At 51.9% G+C, this 16,994-nt stretch carries 22 protein-coding genes; 14 read left to right on the top strand and 8 right to left on the bottom strand.

Annotated features, from left to right (window positions below):
- Positions 1–23 precede the first annotated feature (23 nt).
- Positions 24–278, bottom strand: coding sequence for a hypothetical protein (locus AC27N8_RS34030; RefSeq protein ID WP_487073945.1), 255 nt, complete (start codon positions 276–278; stop codon positions 24–26).
- A 251-nt stretch (positions 279–529) separates the two neighbouring features.
- On the opposite strand from AC27N8_RS34030, the gene AC27N8_RS34025 reads away from it, so the two are divergent.
- The 3 genes from AC27N8_RS34025 to AC27N8_RS34015 all read left to right on the top strand — a co-directional run bounded on the left by AC27N8_RS34025 (position 530) and on the right by AC27N8_RS34015 (position 2,226).
- Entirely contained in the window at positions 530–1,156 is a 627-nt protein-coding gene (locus tag AC27N8_RS34025) for a hypothetical protein (RefSeq protein ID WP_487073943.1), read from the top strand.
- A 116-nt stretch (positions 1,157–1,272) separates the two neighbouring features.
- A complete protein-coding gene (locus AC27N8_RS34020; protein WP_487073941.1) occupies positions 1,273–1,749 on the top strand; it encodes a GNAT family N-acetyltransferase in 477 nt (158 codons plus the stop codon).
- A gap of 186 nt (positions 1,750–1,935) precedes the next feature.
- Positions 1,936–2,226, top strand: coding sequence for a hypothetical protein (locus AC27N8_RS34015; RefSeq protein WP_487073939.1), 291 nt, complete (start codon positions 1,936–1,938; stop codon positions 2,224–2,226).
- 45 nt (positions 2,227–2,271) lie between these two features.
- Here the strand turns inward: AC27N8_RS34015 and AC27N8_RS34010 are convergent, their stop codons facing one another.
- Positions 2,272–3,132 (bottom strand): LLM class flavin-dependent oxidoreductase, encoded by an 861-nt coding sequence (locus AC27N8_RS34010; protein ID WP_487073937.1) that lies wholly within the window; start codon positions 3,130–3,132, stop codon positions 2,272–2,274.
- Positions 3,133–3,440: 308 nt separating this feature from the next.
- Between AC27N8_RS34010 and AC27N8_RS34005 the strand changes: the two genes are divergently transcribed.
- The 5 genes from AC27N8_RS34005 (at position 3,441) to AC27N8_RS33985 (ending at position 7,165) form a co-directional block, all read left to right on the top strand.
- Complete coding sequence (locus tag AC27N8_RS34005; protein ID WP_487073935.1) at positions 3,441–3,713, top strand: ubiquitin carboxyl-terminal hydrolase 14; 273 nt, start codon at positions 3,441–3,443, stop codon at positions 3,711–3,713.
- Positions 3,714–3,839: 126 nt separating this feature from the next.
- Positions 3,840–4,547 (top strand): DsbA family oxidoreductase, encoded by a 708-nt coding sequence (locus tag AC27N8_RS34000; RefSeq protein WP_487073933.1) that lies wholly within the window; start codon positions 3,840–3,842, stop codon positions 4,545–4,547.
- A gap of 448 nt (positions 4,548–4,995) precedes the next feature.
- A complete protein-coding gene (locus AC27N8_RS33995; RefSeq protein ID WP_487073931.1) occupies positions 4,996–6,477 on the top strand; it encodes a hydrolase in 1,482 nt (493 codons plus the stop codon).
- 62 nt (positions 6,478–6,539) lie between these two features.
- Positions 6,540–6,725, top strand: a complete 186-nt coding sequence (locus AC27N8_RS33990; protein WP_487073929.1) for a hypothetical protein — start codon at positions 6,540–6,542, stop codon at positions 6,723–6,725.
- A gap of 113 nt (positions 6,726–6,838) precedes the next feature.
- Positions 6,839–7,165 (top strand): hypothetical protein, encoded by a 327-nt coding sequence (locus AC27N8_RS33985; RefSeq protein WP_487073927.1) that lies wholly within the window; start codon positions 6,839–6,841, stop codon positions 7,163–7,165.
- 7 nt (positions 7,166–7,172) lie between these two features.
- On the opposite strand, the gene AC27N8_RS33980 is transcribed toward AC27N8_RS33985, so the two are convergent.
- Positions 7,173–8,129, bottom strand: coding sequence for a collagen-like triple helix repeat-containing protein (locus AC27N8_RS33980; RefSeq protein WP_487073925.1), 957 nt, complete (start codon positions 8,127–8,129; stop codon positions 7,173–7,175).
- Between the two features lie 294 nt (positions 8,130–8,423).
- Between AC27N8_RS33980 and AC27N8_RS33975 the strand changes: the two genes are divergently transcribed.
- The gene (locus AC27N8_RS33975) at positions 8,424–9,008 is read left to right on the top strand and encodes a DUF1697 domain-containing protein (RefSeq protein ID WP_487073923.1); all 585 of its coding nucleotides are present in this window, start codon (positions 8,424–8,426) and stop codon (positions 9,006–9,008) included.
- Here AC27N8_RS33975 and AC27N8_RS33970 read toward each other — a convergent pair.
- From AC27N8_RS33970 to AC27N8_RS33955, 4 genes are all read right to left on the bottom strand, one after another.
- On the bottom strand, positions 9,005–10,747 hold the full coding sequence (locus tag AC27N8_RS33970; protein WP_487073921.1) for a peptide ABC transporter substrate-binding protein: 1,743 nt from the start codon (positions 10,745–10,747) through the stop codon (positions 9,005–9,007). The genes AC27N8_RS33975 and AC27N8_RS33970 overlap by 4 nt on opposite strands.
- Before the next feature lie 144 nt (positions 10,748–10,891).
- Positions 10,892–11,863, bottom strand: coding sequence for an aldo/keto reductase (locus AC27N8_RS33965; protein ID WP_487073919.1), 972 nt, complete (start codon positions 11,861–11,863; stop codon positions 10,892–10,894).
- A 196-nt stretch (positions 11,864–12,059) separates the two neighbouring features.
- Positions 12,060–12,527, bottom strand: a complete 468-nt coding sequence (locus tag AC27N8_RS33960) for a DUF3592 domain-containing protein (RefSeq protein ID WP_487073917.1) — start codon at positions 12,525–12,527, stop codon at positions 12,060–12,062.
- 123 nt (positions 12,528–12,650) lie between these two features.
- Positions 12,651–13,145 (bottom strand): protease inhibitor I42 family protein, encoded by a 495-nt coding sequence (locus AC27N8_RS33955; RefSeq protein WP_487073915.1) that lies wholly within the window; start codon positions 13,143–13,145, stop codon positions 12,651–12,653.
- A gap of 116 nt (positions 13,146–13,261) precedes the next feature.
- Between AC27N8_RS33955 and AC27N8_RS33950 the strand changes: the two genes are divergently transcribed.
- The 3 genes from AC27N8_RS33950 (at position 13,262) to AC27N8_RS33940 (ending at position 15,453) form a co-directional block, all read left to right on the top strand.
- On the top strand, positions 13,262–13,498 hold the full coding sequence (locus AC27N8_RS33950; protein WP_487073913.1) for a hypothetical protein: 237 nt from the start codon (positions 13,262–13,264) through the stop codon (positions 13,496–13,498).
- Positions 13,499–13,750: 252 nt separating this feature from the next.
- The gene (locus tag AC27N8_RS33945; protein WP_487073911.1) at positions 13,751–14,701 is read left to right on the top strand and encodes a hypothetical protein; all 951 of its coding nucleotides are present in this window, start codon (positions 13,751–13,753) and stop codon (positions 14,699–14,701) included.
- 149 nt (positions 14,702–14,850) lie between these two features.
- A complete protein-coding gene (locus AC27N8_RS33940; protein WP_487073909.1) occupies positions 14,851–15,453 on the top strand; it encodes an HAD family hydrolase in 603 nt (200 codons plus the stop codon).
- 7 nt (positions 15,454–15,460) lie between these two features.
- Here the strand turns inward: AC27N8_RS33940 and AC27N8_RS33935 are convergent, their stop codons facing one another.
- Positions 15,461–15,673 carry a hypothetical protein gene (locus AC27N8_RS33935; protein ID WP_487073907.1) on the bottom strand — a complete coding sequence of 71 codons (213 nt, stop codon included), beginning with the start codon at positions 15,671–15,673 and terminating at the stop codon, positions 15,461–15,463.
- Between the two features lie 88 nt (positions 15,674–15,761).
- Here AC27N8_RS33935 and AC27N8_RS33930 point away from each other — a divergent pair, with 88 nt between their 5' ends.
- On the top strand, positions 15,762–16,010 hold the full coding sequence (locus tag AC27N8_RS33930) for a helix-turn-helix domain-containing protein (protein WP_487073905.1): 249 nt from the start codon (positions 15,762–15,764) through the stop codon (positions 16,008–16,010).
- 370 nt (positions 16,011–16,380) lie between these two features.
- On the top strand, positions 16,381–16,977 hold the full coding sequence (locus AC27N8_RS33925) for a PadR family transcriptional regulator (protein ID WP_487073903.1): 597 nt from the start codon (positions 16,381–16,383) through the stop codon (positions 16,975–16,977).
- The last annotated feature ends 17 nt before the right edge of the window (positions 16,978–16,994 follow it).

Here is a 16,994-nt window from a genome sequence, read left to right as displayed (position 1 = left end):
ATCTGCTCTGAGGAGCGTTGAAGCTATCTACGGACATCTCTGTCAGCTGACCATGTCCGTGTGTCGAAGAGGTCTGCATCATCACAGATCGCGCAGTGCTTGCTGATGTCATAGCGGTCGATGAGTCGATCCAACGAGCGCAATTGAGCCATCGAAGCGGGCGGCAGAAGCGTCGTCGCAAGCAGAAACATGGCATGTCTGGAGCGATCTGATCTGGCAGAAAAAGGAAGGGGGATGCCTGATGAGGAAGGAAAAAGTTGATGCATCATTCTAGCCACCACCATCCCCTCACATCCACCCGATGCTAAAGCCATTCAAACAACATACGTATCAAACTATTTACTCATAATACTGAGAAGATTGGGAAAAGACAATACTTATAATTACGTATTTTTTCGCCCCATTGCTCTACTCAAAAATAACTACGTCATTGAAAAATATGAGTACTTCCGTCATCTGCGCTTGACCTGAAACGCCTACCAGGTTGTATCCTAAGAGCGTATGTACAGAGAAGGAGATGAGGCCTTTTATGCTATCAGTGCCAATACTTACCGATCGCATTATCCAGAGCTGTATCCTGATACTCCTGGACAGCATTGTCTTTATCGGAGGCTACGCGCTCCTACGCTTGCTCCATATTTCGGTCGATTGGGTCGTGTGGATAATCGGCTTCGTGCTGATCGTGGCCAGTCTGGCACTTGGCTACTCCTGGATCACAGCGACACTCACGTCACGCGACTTCGGCTTCGGCAACGATCTGGGAGGATTATCCTTCCTCATCTCCATCTACGCCGCCGGGCAGTGGATCGTGCGACACTGGTATCTCTTCGTTAAAAGATGGCGCGGGTCATTTCTGTCCCAACAATCACGCGCACTGTTGCTCTTTGTACGCAAGCAGCATATCTTCTTCGGCTGGCTCGTCGTGGCGGGCGCAGTCGCGCACATGATCGTCTTTCTGCCACATCTGTCTCAGGAGCTCGGCTACGAAATCATCACAGGCTTCATAGCCATCGGCATCCTGGCCCTTTCTGTCCTACTCGGCCTGTGGATCTGGTATGTCAGAAATGTCCGCAAGCAACGCATGCCGCAGGTCATCTACACCATCCACTCGCTCCTCTCGATCGCCTTCCTGCTCGCCGTCGCGATCCACATCTGATCCACCTCTCAAGGAGAGGACATGAATGTCCAGAGCCACTCCACCTGCTGGTTGTTCAACGAACGGAGCGACGATGTCGTACAATATTGATACATCCAAATGCGAAAGGACCCTTTATGACTGACCGACAAGCGCAGCTTGAGACCGTACTCGCGACCTTACCATTGCCACCACATATCCAGATACGAGCCTGGACCGATGAGGATATGCCAGCCATCCAGCGTCTCTCAGACGAGCACGGCTGGCCAACGAATCATACGCCGGAAGAGGTCCTGGCATCATGGCACAACGCCTGGCCCGCCCTCGTTGCGACCAATGATGACCAGATAGTTGGTTATGTGCGTGGCATCACCGATAGTATCACGATACTCCACATTACGGACCTGCTTGTCAGTCCCCACACACGAAAGCAAGGGATCGGTCGCCTGCTGCTCGAAGTATGCTACTTGCTCTATCCACAGACCATCATCACCCTGATCTCGGAGCCGGAGGCCATTCCGTTCTACGAGGCGATCGGCTACACAGATGGGGGCAAGTGTTTCGCCTACTACAAAAAACTGCATGATAACGCTCAGGCACATTCCCGGACATAAGCGTGAGGAGGTCAAGCGAAGCGAAGACCATGTAGCGTTGCACGCTTGCGTGCAATGTCCCAGTGACTCGTACGAGCCAACAGGATCTCGGCGCACCATGCAGGGGGACCTGATCGTACGAGTCACTGGGACATCGCACGCAAGCGTGCGACGCTACTGCTCTGTCAAAACACAGAAGGACGTTGCGTGGCAAAGGAGGATGGCCCCTTGAACCAGGCGCTCAGGCTCGCCGACGTAGCGGCGCGGCTCCGCCGTGCTGTCACTTCCCGCACGAACACGTCCCATGTGCATCTGAAAGCAACGCAGACGAGACGATCCACGGTGGGAAGATCACGCAATGGAACCCCATGGAGAGCGTGGTCGTACGAGTCACAGACAGCACGGCGGAGCCGCGCCGCTACGTCGGTGAGCCTCACACCCCATCGCCTTCTGGAGCTGTTTTGGACACACATCACCAATGCCGCATCGGCGCGATGACTTTTGACAGAGTAGTACGGTGTCTGACACGGATTCAGGGAAGAGCTAGCCGATGATGTCTGCGATACGCTCAATCTGATCGATATCTGTGCTCCAGGTGAACAAGACCACTTCGTCCGTACCAAGTTGTTCGGCGCCCTTCAGGATCTCACGGAGCTGCTGCTCGGTCCTGATCAACGTTGATGCTTTATAGGTATCAAATGGAGCTGCTGTTTTGTAGTATGACAGCACACTATCAATTGCGACGTCATTGTGTGGAGTTTCCAGTCCAATGTCTATCTGAGCAATCAGGCGCGGCTTGCCAGGCCTGCTTGCCTCCTGCCACGCTTGTTCGACTTGTTGAAACATCCCGGCCACCACCTCAAGATCATTCAGAGGCGTGACAAGACCGTCAGCAAGGCGGGCAACACGCTTGAATACAGCCGGAACAACACCACCAAGAATGATTTCAGGTCCACCATTCTGTACAGGAGCAGGGCCGACAGGGCCGATATTTTCGTCCCAGGACTTTCCTGACCAGACATGTTTCATCTCAGTAATCTGCTCTTCAAAATACTTCCCACGTCTTTTATAGTTCGTCGCTCCAGCGGCGATAAAATCGTCTTCTCTCATCCCCACACCTAATCCCAACGTGAGGCGTCCACGAGAGAACGCATCCAGAGTCGCAGCTTCTTTCGCAAGGAGGGTTCCATTACGAAGGGGAGAGAGCAAGACCTCGGTCATGAGACGAACACGACGTGAAACGGCAGCAGCCATGGTTAAGGTTAAGAGCGGATCGGGATTGGAATAGACAACGCGATCAAGCACGCTCAGTGTAGAATATGGACCTTTGTCAACACGCTGAGCCCAATCGAGAATAGTATCCGGGTCAGTCAGCGCTGCCGGGATACTGATACCAACTTTCATGAATATACCCTTTAATTCGTAAATCTATTGAACACCGTCATTAACATGTCAATCCGAAAAAAGGTCAAAGACCTCAGATAACTATATAACAATTCTTCAATCAAAACAACATTTGTGCTGTAAGTCCAGAGCTTTTTACTTTTCCTCCGCTTGCAATAAGTCGCTGGAGGAACTTTAAATCGCCCTGTCATTGTTTCAGCAAGGAAGCATCTCACGCTCCCGATATGATATAGTAAATTGGTAGAAATAATGCCAATTTACGTTCAGACTATCCGTTGCGAGTAGCAGCCAAGAGGAGAAGATGATAGATGGCAGCAACACAATGTACACATTTAGATCAAATTAAAGACGTGACTCCAAGCGCTAATGGCTGCGAGGAGTGTTTGAAAACTGGCAGCTCATGGGTTCATCTGCGCATTTGCCTCTCGTGCGGACATGTCGGCTGCTGCGATGACTCTCCCAACACGCATGCCACCAAGCATTTTCACGCCACCCAGCATCCGATCATGGCATCGTTTGAGCGCGGCGAGGATTGGGGCTGGTGCTATGTCGACGAGGTCGAACTCGAATTCGCTGACTAAGCCTGCCAGTTTATCAGGCAAGCTTTTGAGTAAAGCAAAGAAAGACCTTGTAGCAAAGGTCAATAGTGAAGTGACCATTATCGCAGAAGCATAAACAAGCAAAGATAACATTACAGGAAAACAACCATGCAAGTAGAAATCTGGTCCGACGTCGCCTGCCCCTGGTGCTACATCGGCAAGCGCCGCTTTGAAACGGCCCTCAAGCAATTCAAGCATCGAGATCAAGTTGAGATAATCTGGCGTAGCTATCAGCTCGATCCAAGCGCTCCCCGAGCCTCGGGACAAAACGTAAACGAGGTCCTGGCGAAGAAGATGCGCACCAGCCGTGAGAAAGCGATTGCCATGAACGATCACGTCAGCAAGCTGGCCGCCCAGGAGGGACTCGATTATCACATGGACCAGGCGCAGTACGACAATAGCTTTGACGCGCATCGCCTGGTTCATCTGGCCACCGCCCACGGCAAGCAGGACGCCATGGAGGAGCGACTCTTCAAAGCTTACTTTACCGAAGGCGTCGCGATCGGCGAGAAAGAGGAACTGCTACGGCTAGCCACCGAGATCGGTCTGGACACCGATGAGGCTCGCGCTACGCTTGAGAGCGATGCCTACGCCGATGAGGTGCGCGCCGACGTGCAACGAGCCGAAGACTTTGGCATCCAGGGAGTGCCCTTCTTCGCCATCGACGAGACCTACGGCATCTCCGGCGCTCAGCCCGCCGAGCTCTTCAAGAGCACCATGGATGAGATCTGGACCAAGTCACATCCCCTGATCCAGCTTGCGAGCACGCCCTCCGACGACGCGGGACAGTGCACCGACGAGAGTTGCGCTATCTAGTAGCGTCAGGCACATTAGATATCCGTGCTGAATGATATCTAATGTGCCTATATCGCATGTAGATGGTTGCAGACGTACAAAAGGACGCTGTAGCACATTGTGTCCAGACAAGAGGACGTCGGGATCAATCTTCCGGCGAGCCTGATCGTGTGGCGAGGGAGGGGCCACCGTTTACGGCGTCCGCTCCCTCGCCATACGACCACGTTCACCTGATTATAGTACCCTTCCAAGACAACAGAAGCTGGCAGAGTTGTCTGGACCAATTTCGCCAACAGAGCCCTTTAGCACGTCCATCTATCCTCCATGTACAATACAAGCATATGATGCCAAAGAGAGATGTATTAGGCGATATGTTATACTAGATCGGGGTGCCCGGCCTGCTCCCGCAGACCGCCTATTGAACGTCGACTTTAGCAAGGATGTGAATCGCTTCCATAAAGGAGTCTCTATGACCGTTCAGAAGCAGCACATAATCTCGTTATGTGCCATCATTATCGTTGTCGCGCTGAGCGCGATCATCTTCCTCCCGACCTCACGGACGCAGACAGCTCACGCTGCGACCTTCAGCGTGCTCTTCGACGACTATCACGCCGAGCAGGCAGGCAACGCCGATTGGGTTATCAGCAGCAGTATCCCCAATCCGCTCACGCAGAATGCCAGCCCGTCGGCGGAGACCGATTGGACCGGTGGGATCAGCGCCTGGGGCGTGGCGCTCCAGAAAACTGGTCGCTACAGCCTGAAGACCAATAACGCGGCTTTGACCTATGGGACCAGTAGTGCGCTTGATCTGAAAAACTTCAACGAGCTTGTGCTACCCGAGCCCAACATCTTATTCACGGCCAGCGAAAAGACCGCCATCATCACCTTCGTCAAGAACGGCGGCGGACTCTTTATGATCGCCGACCACACCGGCAGCGACCGCAACAACGACGGAGCAGACTCGCTCCAGGTCCTCAACGACCTGATGAACAACAACAGCGTCCAGACAGATCCCTTCGGCATCCAATACGACGCGGTCAACATCGCCAGCGAGAACCCATCCAACGACACAGCCGGTGCTGCCAGCGACCCGATCCTCAAGGGAGCCTTTGGGAGCGCCACAGGAACGATCCTGCGCAACGGCACCACCGAGACCTTGAAGACCGCCGACAACGCCAATGTCAGAGGAGACATCTATCGAGCCAGCGCCTCCAACAGTGGGACCACCAACGTTGTCTTCGCGCACAGCAGCTACGGCAGCGGACGCGTCGCCGCGATGGGAGACAGTTCTGCCATCGACGACGGCACCTGTGCCTCCGGCAACACCTGCTACAACGGCTGGAACGATAGCTCTGCACAGGACAACATCCTCTTCCCGAACGCCACCGATTGGTTGTCCGGTTACAGCAGCGGAGGTACCACACCCACGCCAACACCGACCGCCGGAAACGGCTCGACGCCAACTCCCACGCCGACCACCGTCAGCGGAGGAAGCAACCTGATCAGCAACGGCGGCTTCGAAAGCGTCGGAGCGTCCTGGACCGAGTCATCGAGCGCCGGTTACGAGATCGTCGACACCGTCAAACCGCACAGCGGCTCGTACAGCGCCGACTTCTGCGGAGCCAACAACTGTAGCGATAGCATGTATCAGCAAGTCAGCATCCCGGCGAGCATCAGCAGCGCCACGCTCAGCTACTCCTGGTACGTCACCACCAGCGAGACCACCCACTCCTACGACTACCTCTACGTACGCATACGCAACGGCAGTGGGAGCACGCTCAGCACCGTCCAGACCATCAGCGACGGCAGTACTACCGGCAGCTGGCAGACATCCAGCTACGACGTCAGCGCGTACAAAGGATCAACCATCCAGATCGCCCTGGTTGCCAGCAACGGCAGCAAAAATCCGACCGAATTCTACGTCGATGACGTCTCATTGAAAGTCGCCTGATTGAAAGTGCGGACAACGGCGTCCAATACTGTTAAGATGGGGAATAAAAAAACCTTTCGCCTATGGCGTTAACGCTCACCGACGTAGCGGCGCGGCTCCGCCGTGCTGTCTGTGACTCGTACGACTACGTTGCCCATGGCATTCCATTGAGAAACGCATCCTTGGCCGAATCATACGAGTCACAGACAGCACGGCGGAGCCGCGCCGCTACGTCTGCTTGCTTGATCTCTTCAGTGAAGCCATGTTGAAATGTCGGGGACAAAAGTGTCCAGAGTCATATATACAACTCTACATTTGCTCATGCGTATCATCTAACGAGATGTTATGGTCCTTCAGACAGGCGACAGAGGAGAAAAAGCAGATGATGCCACCCCAAAGAGAAGAAAATGAGCCTCTTCCTAATCAAGAGATCCCCGGCTATGGAGCTTATCAAGGCGAGCAAGCCTACGCCCCTCCACGCGACGAATCCTTCTACGAGCCATCACGGAACGCCAAAGTCTATGCTCGGCCGCCTGACAATGCCAATGTGATACGCCTGATCGCTTTTGGAATGGCGCTGATCGCACTGGTCGTGTTTGCCGTGATCTGCCTGGTTATCGTCGGGGGCACTGGCGGCTGGATAAGTTTTTGCTCGGCCAGCCTGGCTGTCTTCATCATAGCCGCCGTAGCCATCGACAAAATCAAATAGAGCGCGGTCAATGATCTATGATGATGCGATCATGGTTGGATGGATCGTAACGCACGGTGATACTTGCTCCGATCGATAACTGGACCGCCCTGCTGTCGACCCAGGTTATAAAGGTGCGGTCAAATACCTGATAGCTGGCGGCTTCCTGTATACGCGCAGTAACTTTTTTGGCGCTAAAGGGAGGAAATGTCATTCCGGTCTCCTCGACGGACAAAACGAGCGCGGAACCGATCACGCCGTGACTTTGCAGATCGGCGCGCAGCACATTGCTCTGCGCAAAGGCCTGTTGCGCCTGAGTAGTTTGATCGGTCGGTCCTGCTTGCCCCGGATAACCCATCTGACCCGCCTGGCTTTGGAATCCTGCTTGATTGGCTTGCCCTTGCAAGCCTGGCATATTTTGCAGGCCCTCAAAGCCTGGCAGACTACCGGCAAGACCCTGCAAGCGCTGTAGCACTTCAGGTGTCAGGCCCTGAGCCGAGCCAGAACTGCCATCCATATGAATCACCGTCGCGTTACCATTTGCCAGAGCGCTGCTGATGATCTCATTCAAATCCAGGCTCCCGGCGGCTATGTTCAGCGGCTGTCCTCCCGGATGGAACTGAGCTCGCAACGCATCTTGATACTGATTGGCTGGCAGTGGCGCTCCCGGCTCTGAGGCCAAAATAGCGTCACGCCTGGCCTTCGTCGCGGCCTCCTGCGCCTTTGCGTCATAGCGGATATCTCCCTTAAGATCGAACTCCACTTTCATGTTCTTCGGATTGTATTTGACTTTGACGACGTCTCCGACCTTTGGATGCGAAAATGGGACAAATTCTTGCTTCTTATCCGCTCGAAAGACCTGTCCACTGGCTGTACGGACGTCGAGGATAAACTCGTAGGTCTGCCAGGATGTATGCGTGCTGACAGAGCTCATTTCTGCATAGAGCACGGTCGCTTCGGCTGGCTCAAGATGTTTACCAAACATTGTCTACTCCTTATTGAGATTATTCTCTCTCATAGGTATAAGACTACCCCGAGCACACATTTTCGGATATCAATTTGGAGATCATGTCAGGATGGATCATAACGCTCAATTTTCGGCCCGCTGCGTTTTTTTATCAGTACCTTCGAGGAGATTTGTTCCCTTCCGCTCGTAGCTGTGATATAAAATGGAAATCGGGACGTTTCCCGAAGCCTGCTAAGCACTACAGGCTGGATTATCGTGAGATAAGCAGCGCAGTGACTGTAAAAATAGCAAACAGGCAAGAAGGAGTGAGAAATGATATACATAGCACTGTTGCGTGGTATAAATGTTGGCCGTCACTATGTGAAAATGAGACGCATTCGTGAACTCTTCAGGGAGCTCGGCTTCAATAATGTGCGGACTCATATGCAAAGCGGGAATGTTTTCTTCGAGACCGAGGAGACAGATCGCAAAGAATTAACACAATTGATCGAGCCTCATCTCATCAACTCATTAAAGTACAACGTTTCAGTCTTTTTGCGTACCGTGCCAGAAATGGAGCAGATACTGTCCATCGATCCATTCAAAGATATGGATATAAAGCCGGACATGCGGTTGTGCGTGATCTTTACCGCTGAACAGATACCGACAACACTTGAGTTGCCCCTCTATTCACCAAAAGGAGACATGGAGATTATCCAGACCAGAGACTATGAAGCCTTTGTGGTCTGGCATCACATGGAGGGTAAGACCCAGGCGGCTCCAGGATTCAAAGAGCTGGGCGAGAAGACCACGACGCGCTTCTTTCATACAGCAGTCAACATCCTGGAGGGCGCAAAGGAGTACAAGCCATCCAAGGAAGAGAGGATGGCTCAGGTAGCAGCAGAACGTCTCTCCTAATTCGTATGCGCACAGGATGCATTAGCCGCAATATAGATTGCACCCCAATCGTCGGGAGGCGTCAGACTCTGGGCGTTCTCGACGGTGCCAATCACACAGGGCTTCTGGACATACATTGATGTCTCTTGCGCGATTGGTAGCCAGGCCACATCATTCACAAGAATCTGCTCGGCGTTATTATACTGTTGCATCCGAACGGCCGCGTTCGGATTGATATCAGCGTTGAGCATTAAAGACTGGTTCGCTTTTTGCTCCTCGACGTAGGATGCAGAGCTTTTCCCATAGTTCCCACTATTGAGGCTCCCACTCTGGGGTCCAAATTGAAGGGTTAACCAATCCTGAGCGTCGGGATAGTCGGCGAACCAGTCAGAATACCACATTTGCAGTCCCTTGGCATTGTTGGTAGAGCTACTGATCTGATCCAGCAGCGTCCCAAAATCGCTATCCTGGATCGTCACATTGACACCCAGCGTCGTCTTCCACATCTGCTGCATGGCGCTAAAGAGATTAGATGCATCGGATGATCCCTCGGTCGACACCGAGAAGGTCACTTTGGGGAAGGTCTTCTCCGTATAGCCAGCCTCCTGCATCCCCTGAGCAAAGATCGTCTTCGCGATCGTCGCATCGCCATGGACATCTTTGACTCCCAGAGGACCTACCAGCTTGCTATTATAGGCCGGCATCCCCTGCGGCACGATGTGGTTGGTGGCGATACCGGCATCCTTGGCGACGTTATGCGCCAGGACATATTTGTCCAGCGCCAGCGCAAACGCCTGACGGATCTTCAAATTATCGAAGGGTTTGGTCAAATAATTCATCCCGATAAAATCGATGGCCAGAATCGGCACGCGATGGTATTGATGATCGGGGAGGGCTTTGGCCGCATTGATCGAGGCATTGGGAATGCCAGCGCTATCAACCTGTCCATTGAGGTACGCCTGATACGCCGTCTCCTCGCTCTTATAAAATGGGATCACCAGCTTTTGGAGCTGCGGCCTGGCACCGTAATAGTAGGGATTCGGTACCAGATCAATCTCTTTGCCGTGCACGTAGCTTGAGACTTTCCAGGGACCGGTACAGCCTCCCTCATCCAAATGATCGGTAAAGGTCTTACCGTATTTGTCGATCAGCTTCTTCTCGACCACAAATGATGTATTGTAGGTGAGCGCCTGAAGAAAATAAGCCGCCTGACTACTCGTCCGAATGATGACCGTGGTGCTGTTAGGCGTGAAGATGCTGTCGTTGAGGAGCGATTTGACGCTTCCCGCGCTTCTCTTATCGGCATCCTTGATCAGGCCAAGATAGGTACTGGCAATCCCTGACCCGACCTGCGGGTCCAGAGCGCGATCAAGACTATAAGCAACATCGGTAGAGGTCAATGCGGTGCCATCACTAAACTTCAAGTTCGGACGCAGCGTAAACGTCCAGGTCAAGCCATCAGAGCTCATCTGATAGGATTGCGCCAGCTGCTTCTGAACATACAGATTGTCGTTGAGCGAGACCAGACCCGTGAAGACCATATCGACGGCCTGAATCGAATTAAGATCTCCCGCCAGTGCCGGATCAAATGTCTTGAGATCCGCCCGCCCCGTGATCGGCTCGATCAGAACCTGCTGGCTGGCTGGAGCTTTGAGAGGTGCCGTTGTCGTTTTAACGGGAGCCGAACCACATCCGCAAACAATCAGGAGGAGAAACGCAAGTAAAAAGAGTCGCCGACGCGCAAATAGATGTGCATACATAAGATTACAACTCCTACCGCAATAAAATCTTTCCCTTGTAGAGTATCAAAATTTATATGTAGAAATATCTTTGCACATCTTATAACAAAAAACAAGTAGCGCCGTATGCGAGCATACAGCGCTACTTTGGCAAGGGGATGTAGTCTACCAGGCGTAGGCTTCTGGAGCAGCTCCACCGGGGCCGGGGAAGATACCATCAAGTTTGGTCAGGACATCCTCTGACAGGTTGACTTCGAGGGCACGCAATTCGCCATCAAGTTGCTCGATGGTACGTGGTCCGACGATCGGTGCGGTAACGACTGGTTGAGCGAGTAGCCAGGCCAGCGCGACGTTCGCAGGCTCTTCGTCGATATCGCTACAGAGCTTCTCGTAGGCTTCGAGTTGTGGTCGCAGTTTCTCGACATTCTCCTGCGAGGCCGGACTGGAGCGTCGACCGGTCTCGGCTTTACGCAGGACGCCACCCAGTAATCCGCCGCCGAGAGGACTCCAGGGGATGACTCCCATGCCGTAGGCTTCGCAGGCAGGCAGGACTTCCAGCTCGATGGTGCGAGCGGTGAGGTTGTAGAGGCTCTGCTCGGAGACGAGTCCGAAGAAGTTGCGCTTCTGAGCCATTTCGTTGGCGCGAGCGATATGCCATCCAGCGAAGTTGCTGCTGCCGATGTAGATGACTTTTCCTTCGCGCACCAACTGCTCCATCGCCTGCCAGATCTCTTCCCAGGGTGTCCGGCGATCGATGTGGTGCATCTGATAGAGATCGATATGATCCGTTTGCAGGCGGCGCAGGCTATCCTCGCACGCCTTGCGGATGTGACGCGCCGACAGATGCTGATCATTGGGCCAATTGCTCATCTTTCCATTGAGCTTGGTAGCCAGCACCACCTTCTCGCGTCGCTCGCCGCCCTGAGCAAACCAGCGACCAATGATGTTTTCAGTGACACCTTCGCCCAGTTTTTGTCCATAGACGTTGGCGGTATCAAAGAAATTGACGCCCAATTCCAAAGCATGATCCATAATGGCAAAGCTATCGGCTTCACTCGTCTGAGGGCCAAAGTTCATTGTGCCCAGACACAAGCGACTGACTTCTAATCCAGTGCGACCCAGATGTGTATATTCCACAGAGAAATATCCTTTCAACTTATATGACAGAAAAGGCAGAACCATGATGTATATACTGTCATCTATCTAAAGCAGAGAAGAGATCCAGGGACGCCACAAAGAGACGCAACATTTCCACCGGAAGGGATCAGAGAAGATAGCATGGCATCATCACCACTACAGACCATGCTATCACAGAAAAAAGGGCGGGCGCAAATCAGAGCCCCCAGCCAAACAGCCTGCGGATGACCCCGCCGAAGAGGACAAATGGACTGGCGAGGAGTAAAAGCAGACCAACGACACAGCATATAATGGGCAGTAACCAGGTACCCAGCAGAGAATCGATACGTCCATCCTGGGGGGTCGCCAGATGATATTTCACCGAAACCGTATCATTTACGTGATAAGAAGACGAACTTTCTGAGGCAATGAAGCTCATCTTCTGCCCGGATTGCGTTTTAAATGATACCGTAGGAGTACAGGTGGGTGTGGAATTTTTCTTGTCCTGCTCATAACTACAATGAACAATCACCCCCTGAGTTGTCAGAGTGCCCGGCAAGAACCTCAAGGTATCTCGCAGCATAAAAATCCCCGCCACCAGGAAAAAGCCACCAATGATAAGTGTAAGACACCCCGAGGTAAATGGATTATTTCTTCTACGTCCACGGCCAATATAATTATACACGTACTGGATTCCTTCCTCTTTCTTTATACTCATCCTTGAGAAACACAGGACAACGTCAGCGGTGCCGCGCCGATTATAATTTAATCGCGCTACATTTGTCCATCAGGAAGGACCCCCTATACTTTATTTCCCATACGGCGGAATGACATGGACGACCACTCCGAAGTGTCGAACCGAGGGCATATTTGTCTCCCAGGGACGACGCAGCACAAAATTTAATGGAGAGTTACCGCTACTTAGCGTCAGGAAGGTAAACTCGGCAATCCCAGGAGCTCCCACCCTTGGAGCACTGCCGGGCGCAAAGGTTGGTGCCAGATATCTCGTATCTTGCAATGCCACAACCTTTATTAGAGGAGTCCCCACGCTCCATGCATAGCCAGTGCTCCCGGAATTGGCCGTGAGTCGGACAATCACCTGTGTCCCGCTCGCGACCGTCACCACCTTCCCATTATCCAGATCAGTCAGCACAACAGGCGCGTGCACACTGCTAAACGCACAGCAGAGCAGCGAGGCCAGAAACAGCACGAGGCACACAGACGCCGTAAACTCTGATGTATCACGACGGCGCATGCTCAGGAGATCAATGATACCTGTACGAACGAAATTCATCTGCCACATAGAACCACCTCTTTCTATCACACACACATATTTAAGACATATTGACTTTGCAAGCATATCAGGCTTATATGTATTATAAGCGACAGAGAAAACCAGATCATTCAGGGAGTATGTCGATGGAACAACTAGATTTAGAGCCGTGCCCAATCTGTGGCAGTGACCAGCGCACACCCGTTGCAGCTTATGCACAAGCACAGGGGAGGGGGATAATATTTCTCCAACAACTCAAACGAAAAGCCCCTCTTTTCTCACGGAAAGAAAATACGTCACCCATCACGGCAGTCACCTGCTTGAACTGCGGATACACGATCTTCTTTGCTACGCAGCGAGAAAATCTGCGGCCAGATGATTAAAAGTCGAATAATCAAATACGATTACGTTGGCTTCCAGCCATTTCGCCCACATGGGTGGCAATCTTCATCGAATTACGTGCATATAGAGGTGTTTTGTGTATAATTCCTATACTCGAACGTCTTATATATATAGGATGAAAGAGAATGAAATTCCTCTCTATTGTGATTGAGTAGTGATTGTCTATGATAAAATTTATCTGTGTAAAAAAGATGAAGTATGTTTTGGGCCTCTAGTGGGTGGGGAGTGAAGAAGTGGATGTAAACGATTTGCAAGTCTATATCAATACGCGTTTCGCAGACATTCAAGCGGCGACCGACATCCGTTTTGTTGACATGCAAAAGGCGGTTGATTTACGTACGTCAATTGTACAGATCGCGGTGGATAAAGCAGAGATAGAGTTGTTTAAAAAGCTAGATGGTACCAAAGAGTATGTGGAAATACGCTTCGCCGATGCTAAATCGGCCCTCGACAAAATTGAAGCCGTCATGGCGGAGACGCTGTTGCGCCGCAATGAATATGTCGATACGCGCTTTGACGACACCAAATTCTTAACCGAGGCTCGCTTTGCCGATATGCAAAAAGCGGTCGACCTACGCACATCAACCGTGCAACGCTCGGTAGATAAAGCAGAGATAGACCTCTTTAAACAGCAGGAAAGTACCAAAGAATATATTGATATCCGCTTTGCTGCTGCTAAATCGGCCCTCGACAAAATTGAAGCCGTCATGGCAGAAACGCTGCTGCGTAGAAATGAACATATCGATACGCGCTTTGAAGACGTGCAGGCCATTGTAAATACCCACTTTGCAGCGTTCCAACTAGCGGTCGATAAATCTGAAGAAGGCATGACACGCAGGCTCGAAGGGATGAATGAGTTTCGTGCACAGCTGAAAGACCAGGCCGCACAATTCATCACCCGCACAGAATTCACCGGCGTCAAAGATCAGGCTTCACAATTCATCACCCGCACAGAATTCGACAGCATCAAAGATCAGACTTCACAATTTATCACTCGTGGAGAGTTCTCGGTGATCAAAGATCAGTCTTCACAATTTATCACTCGTGGAGAGTTTTCGGTGATCAGAGATCAGACCTCACAATTTGTCACTCGCAGTGAGTTCTCGGCCATCCAGAAAATGGTCTATATCGGTTTGGGAGCGGTGCTCGCACTTGAGATCCTGTTAAAATTGATCGTCAAATGAGATCGCTCTGCACTTGACAATCCGCCGGGGCAGAGCATACTATATCCTTAATGGATATATCCACTGTGGATATATCAGGGAGGAGACATCTTCAAGCACGATTGATCTTGTCCCTATCTGAGCCCTGAACTTGAAAGGATGGAACGATCATGGCGATACGAGCGATTGTTTTTGATATCGGCGGAGTCCTGGAACATACGCCAGACACCGGCAGGATGCAAAAATGGGATGCGAAGCTCCATCTGAAGCCGGGCGAGCTCAATCAACGCCTTGAGAGCGTCTGGCAGGCTGGCTCGCTGGGACTTTGTTCCGAAGAGCAGGTGCAGCAGAGCATGCGGGAGATCCTGGGGATCGATCAGGCGCTGGTGGATGCTTTCATGCAGGATCATTGGATAGAGTATGTCGGGACGCTGAACGCTCCCCTGGCAAGCTACTTCAGCAGCCTGAGGCCGCGCTATAAAACAGCCATCCTCAGTAACAGCTTCGTGGGGGCCAGGAGCCGTGAGCAGGAGCTCTATCATTTCGACCAGATAACCGATATGATCATCTACTCCCACGAGGTCGGCATGAGCAAGCCCGATCGGCGCATCTTCGAGCTCACCTGCCAGCGCCTCGCCGTCCAGCCAGAGGAGACTATCTTCCTCGACGACGTCGCCGGACACATCAATGCCGCCCGCGCTATCGGCATCCATGGCATCCTCTTCCAGGAGACCAAGCAGGCCATCGCCGACATCAATGCTCTCCTGCTTTGAATTACTGCTAGCCGATCGCTTGAATGTAAACCTCTACCATGATCTGCGCCGCCTCTTTCTCGCCAACCAGCGTCGCAAGTTGCTCCTGCATGCCTCCGATGCTGCTGTACCGATAATTGATGATGTCATGAGATGCGGTCGCACGAAAGTCCTCCATCGCCCGCCGCATCGCCTCGCATTCCAACGCAATCTGCTGCCTCAATCGTGCAATCTCACTCACAGAAAAGCCTCCATCGATATATATTCAAAAATCGCCATTTAAGTGTTACTATTCTGATGTTACCATTGTAAACACTCTGTCGTCAAGCATGAGAGCGGTGTATTCTAAAATCATGAGGATAAGATTACGTATCAAAGAGGTAGCAGGAACCAAGGGCGTTTCAATGACAAAATTACATATTAAGTCCGAAGTCTCCTACAATACCATTCGTCGCATATTTCGAGAGCCTTATGCGGAGATCACGACAACAACTCTAGCTCGCCTGGCGGGAGCGCTTGGTGTCAGTTCTCACGATCTCATTGAGGACGCACCTGATATTTCTCCCGAAGAGATATAAGATCCAATTTCCATCTAGACGCCACCAAATAACATATTCTATCTGATTCTTCGCATAATCACATAACATCAGCAAGGAATACGATCTATGGTGAAGAGGCCAATTGAGCTTTTTTCTCCTGCTCATTTTGTGCCTGATTATATGTGGAACCGTCTTATCATCTTTGCAAGCGCGAGTGACACAGCAGATGACATTATTTTCCTCACAGCTCACACGGTAGAATCCCCACCTTCATTCAAAGCCCCTTGACAGAAACAATGCGAGGGGTTATCCTATTAATAGTACGATTCGACATGTTGAAGCGTCCGGTTTTTCCATACTATACGAGACCAGATGGATGTGAGACGCGCACCGGCGAGGAGAAGCTATCGTGTATGAGTTTGTTATTCTGGCGCATCTGATGCGAGGTCCTATGCATGGATACCTGATTGCCAAGATCATTAACGATATGAACGGCCCCTATATCCGTGTCAGCAATGGAACCATCTATCCAGCGTTTGCCAGACTTGAACAGCAGGGCTTGATCGCCATCGAGGAGTCGCTTCCTGCCACCCGTCCCGGAGATCGTGAGCCTCACGTCTACCGCACAACCGAGGCCGGCCGCCAGCGCTTCTACGATCTGATGCTGGATACCAGCCTCAATCAGAAAACCTATCAAGAGACCTTTTTGCAAAAAACAGGCTTTTTTGCCTTTATCACCGTGCAAGAGCGTCTCCGACTGATCGACCATTATATCCATTATTGTCAGAGTCATATTTTCTACGAGCAAGCAGAGATTGATGATTTGCTCAGACATGTGCAGCCGAGCGGACAAACGGTGTGGAAGCGCGAAGATATGGTGATGGCGATGCGGCACATCCTTGAACGCTGGCAGCTTGAATTGGCCTGGGCACAACGCCTACGAGAGCAGTGCCAGGCGGAAAAATCTGCCAGCCAGGAGACCGAAACACCACCCAAAGAGGTATAAGATTTCGTCTTCCTTCA

Source organism: Dictyobacter sp. Z7_2, from assembly GCF_057551105.1.
The sequence above is the reverse complement of the archived record's forward strand: the minus strand, read 5'-3'. Positions and strand labels throughout refer to the sequence as shown.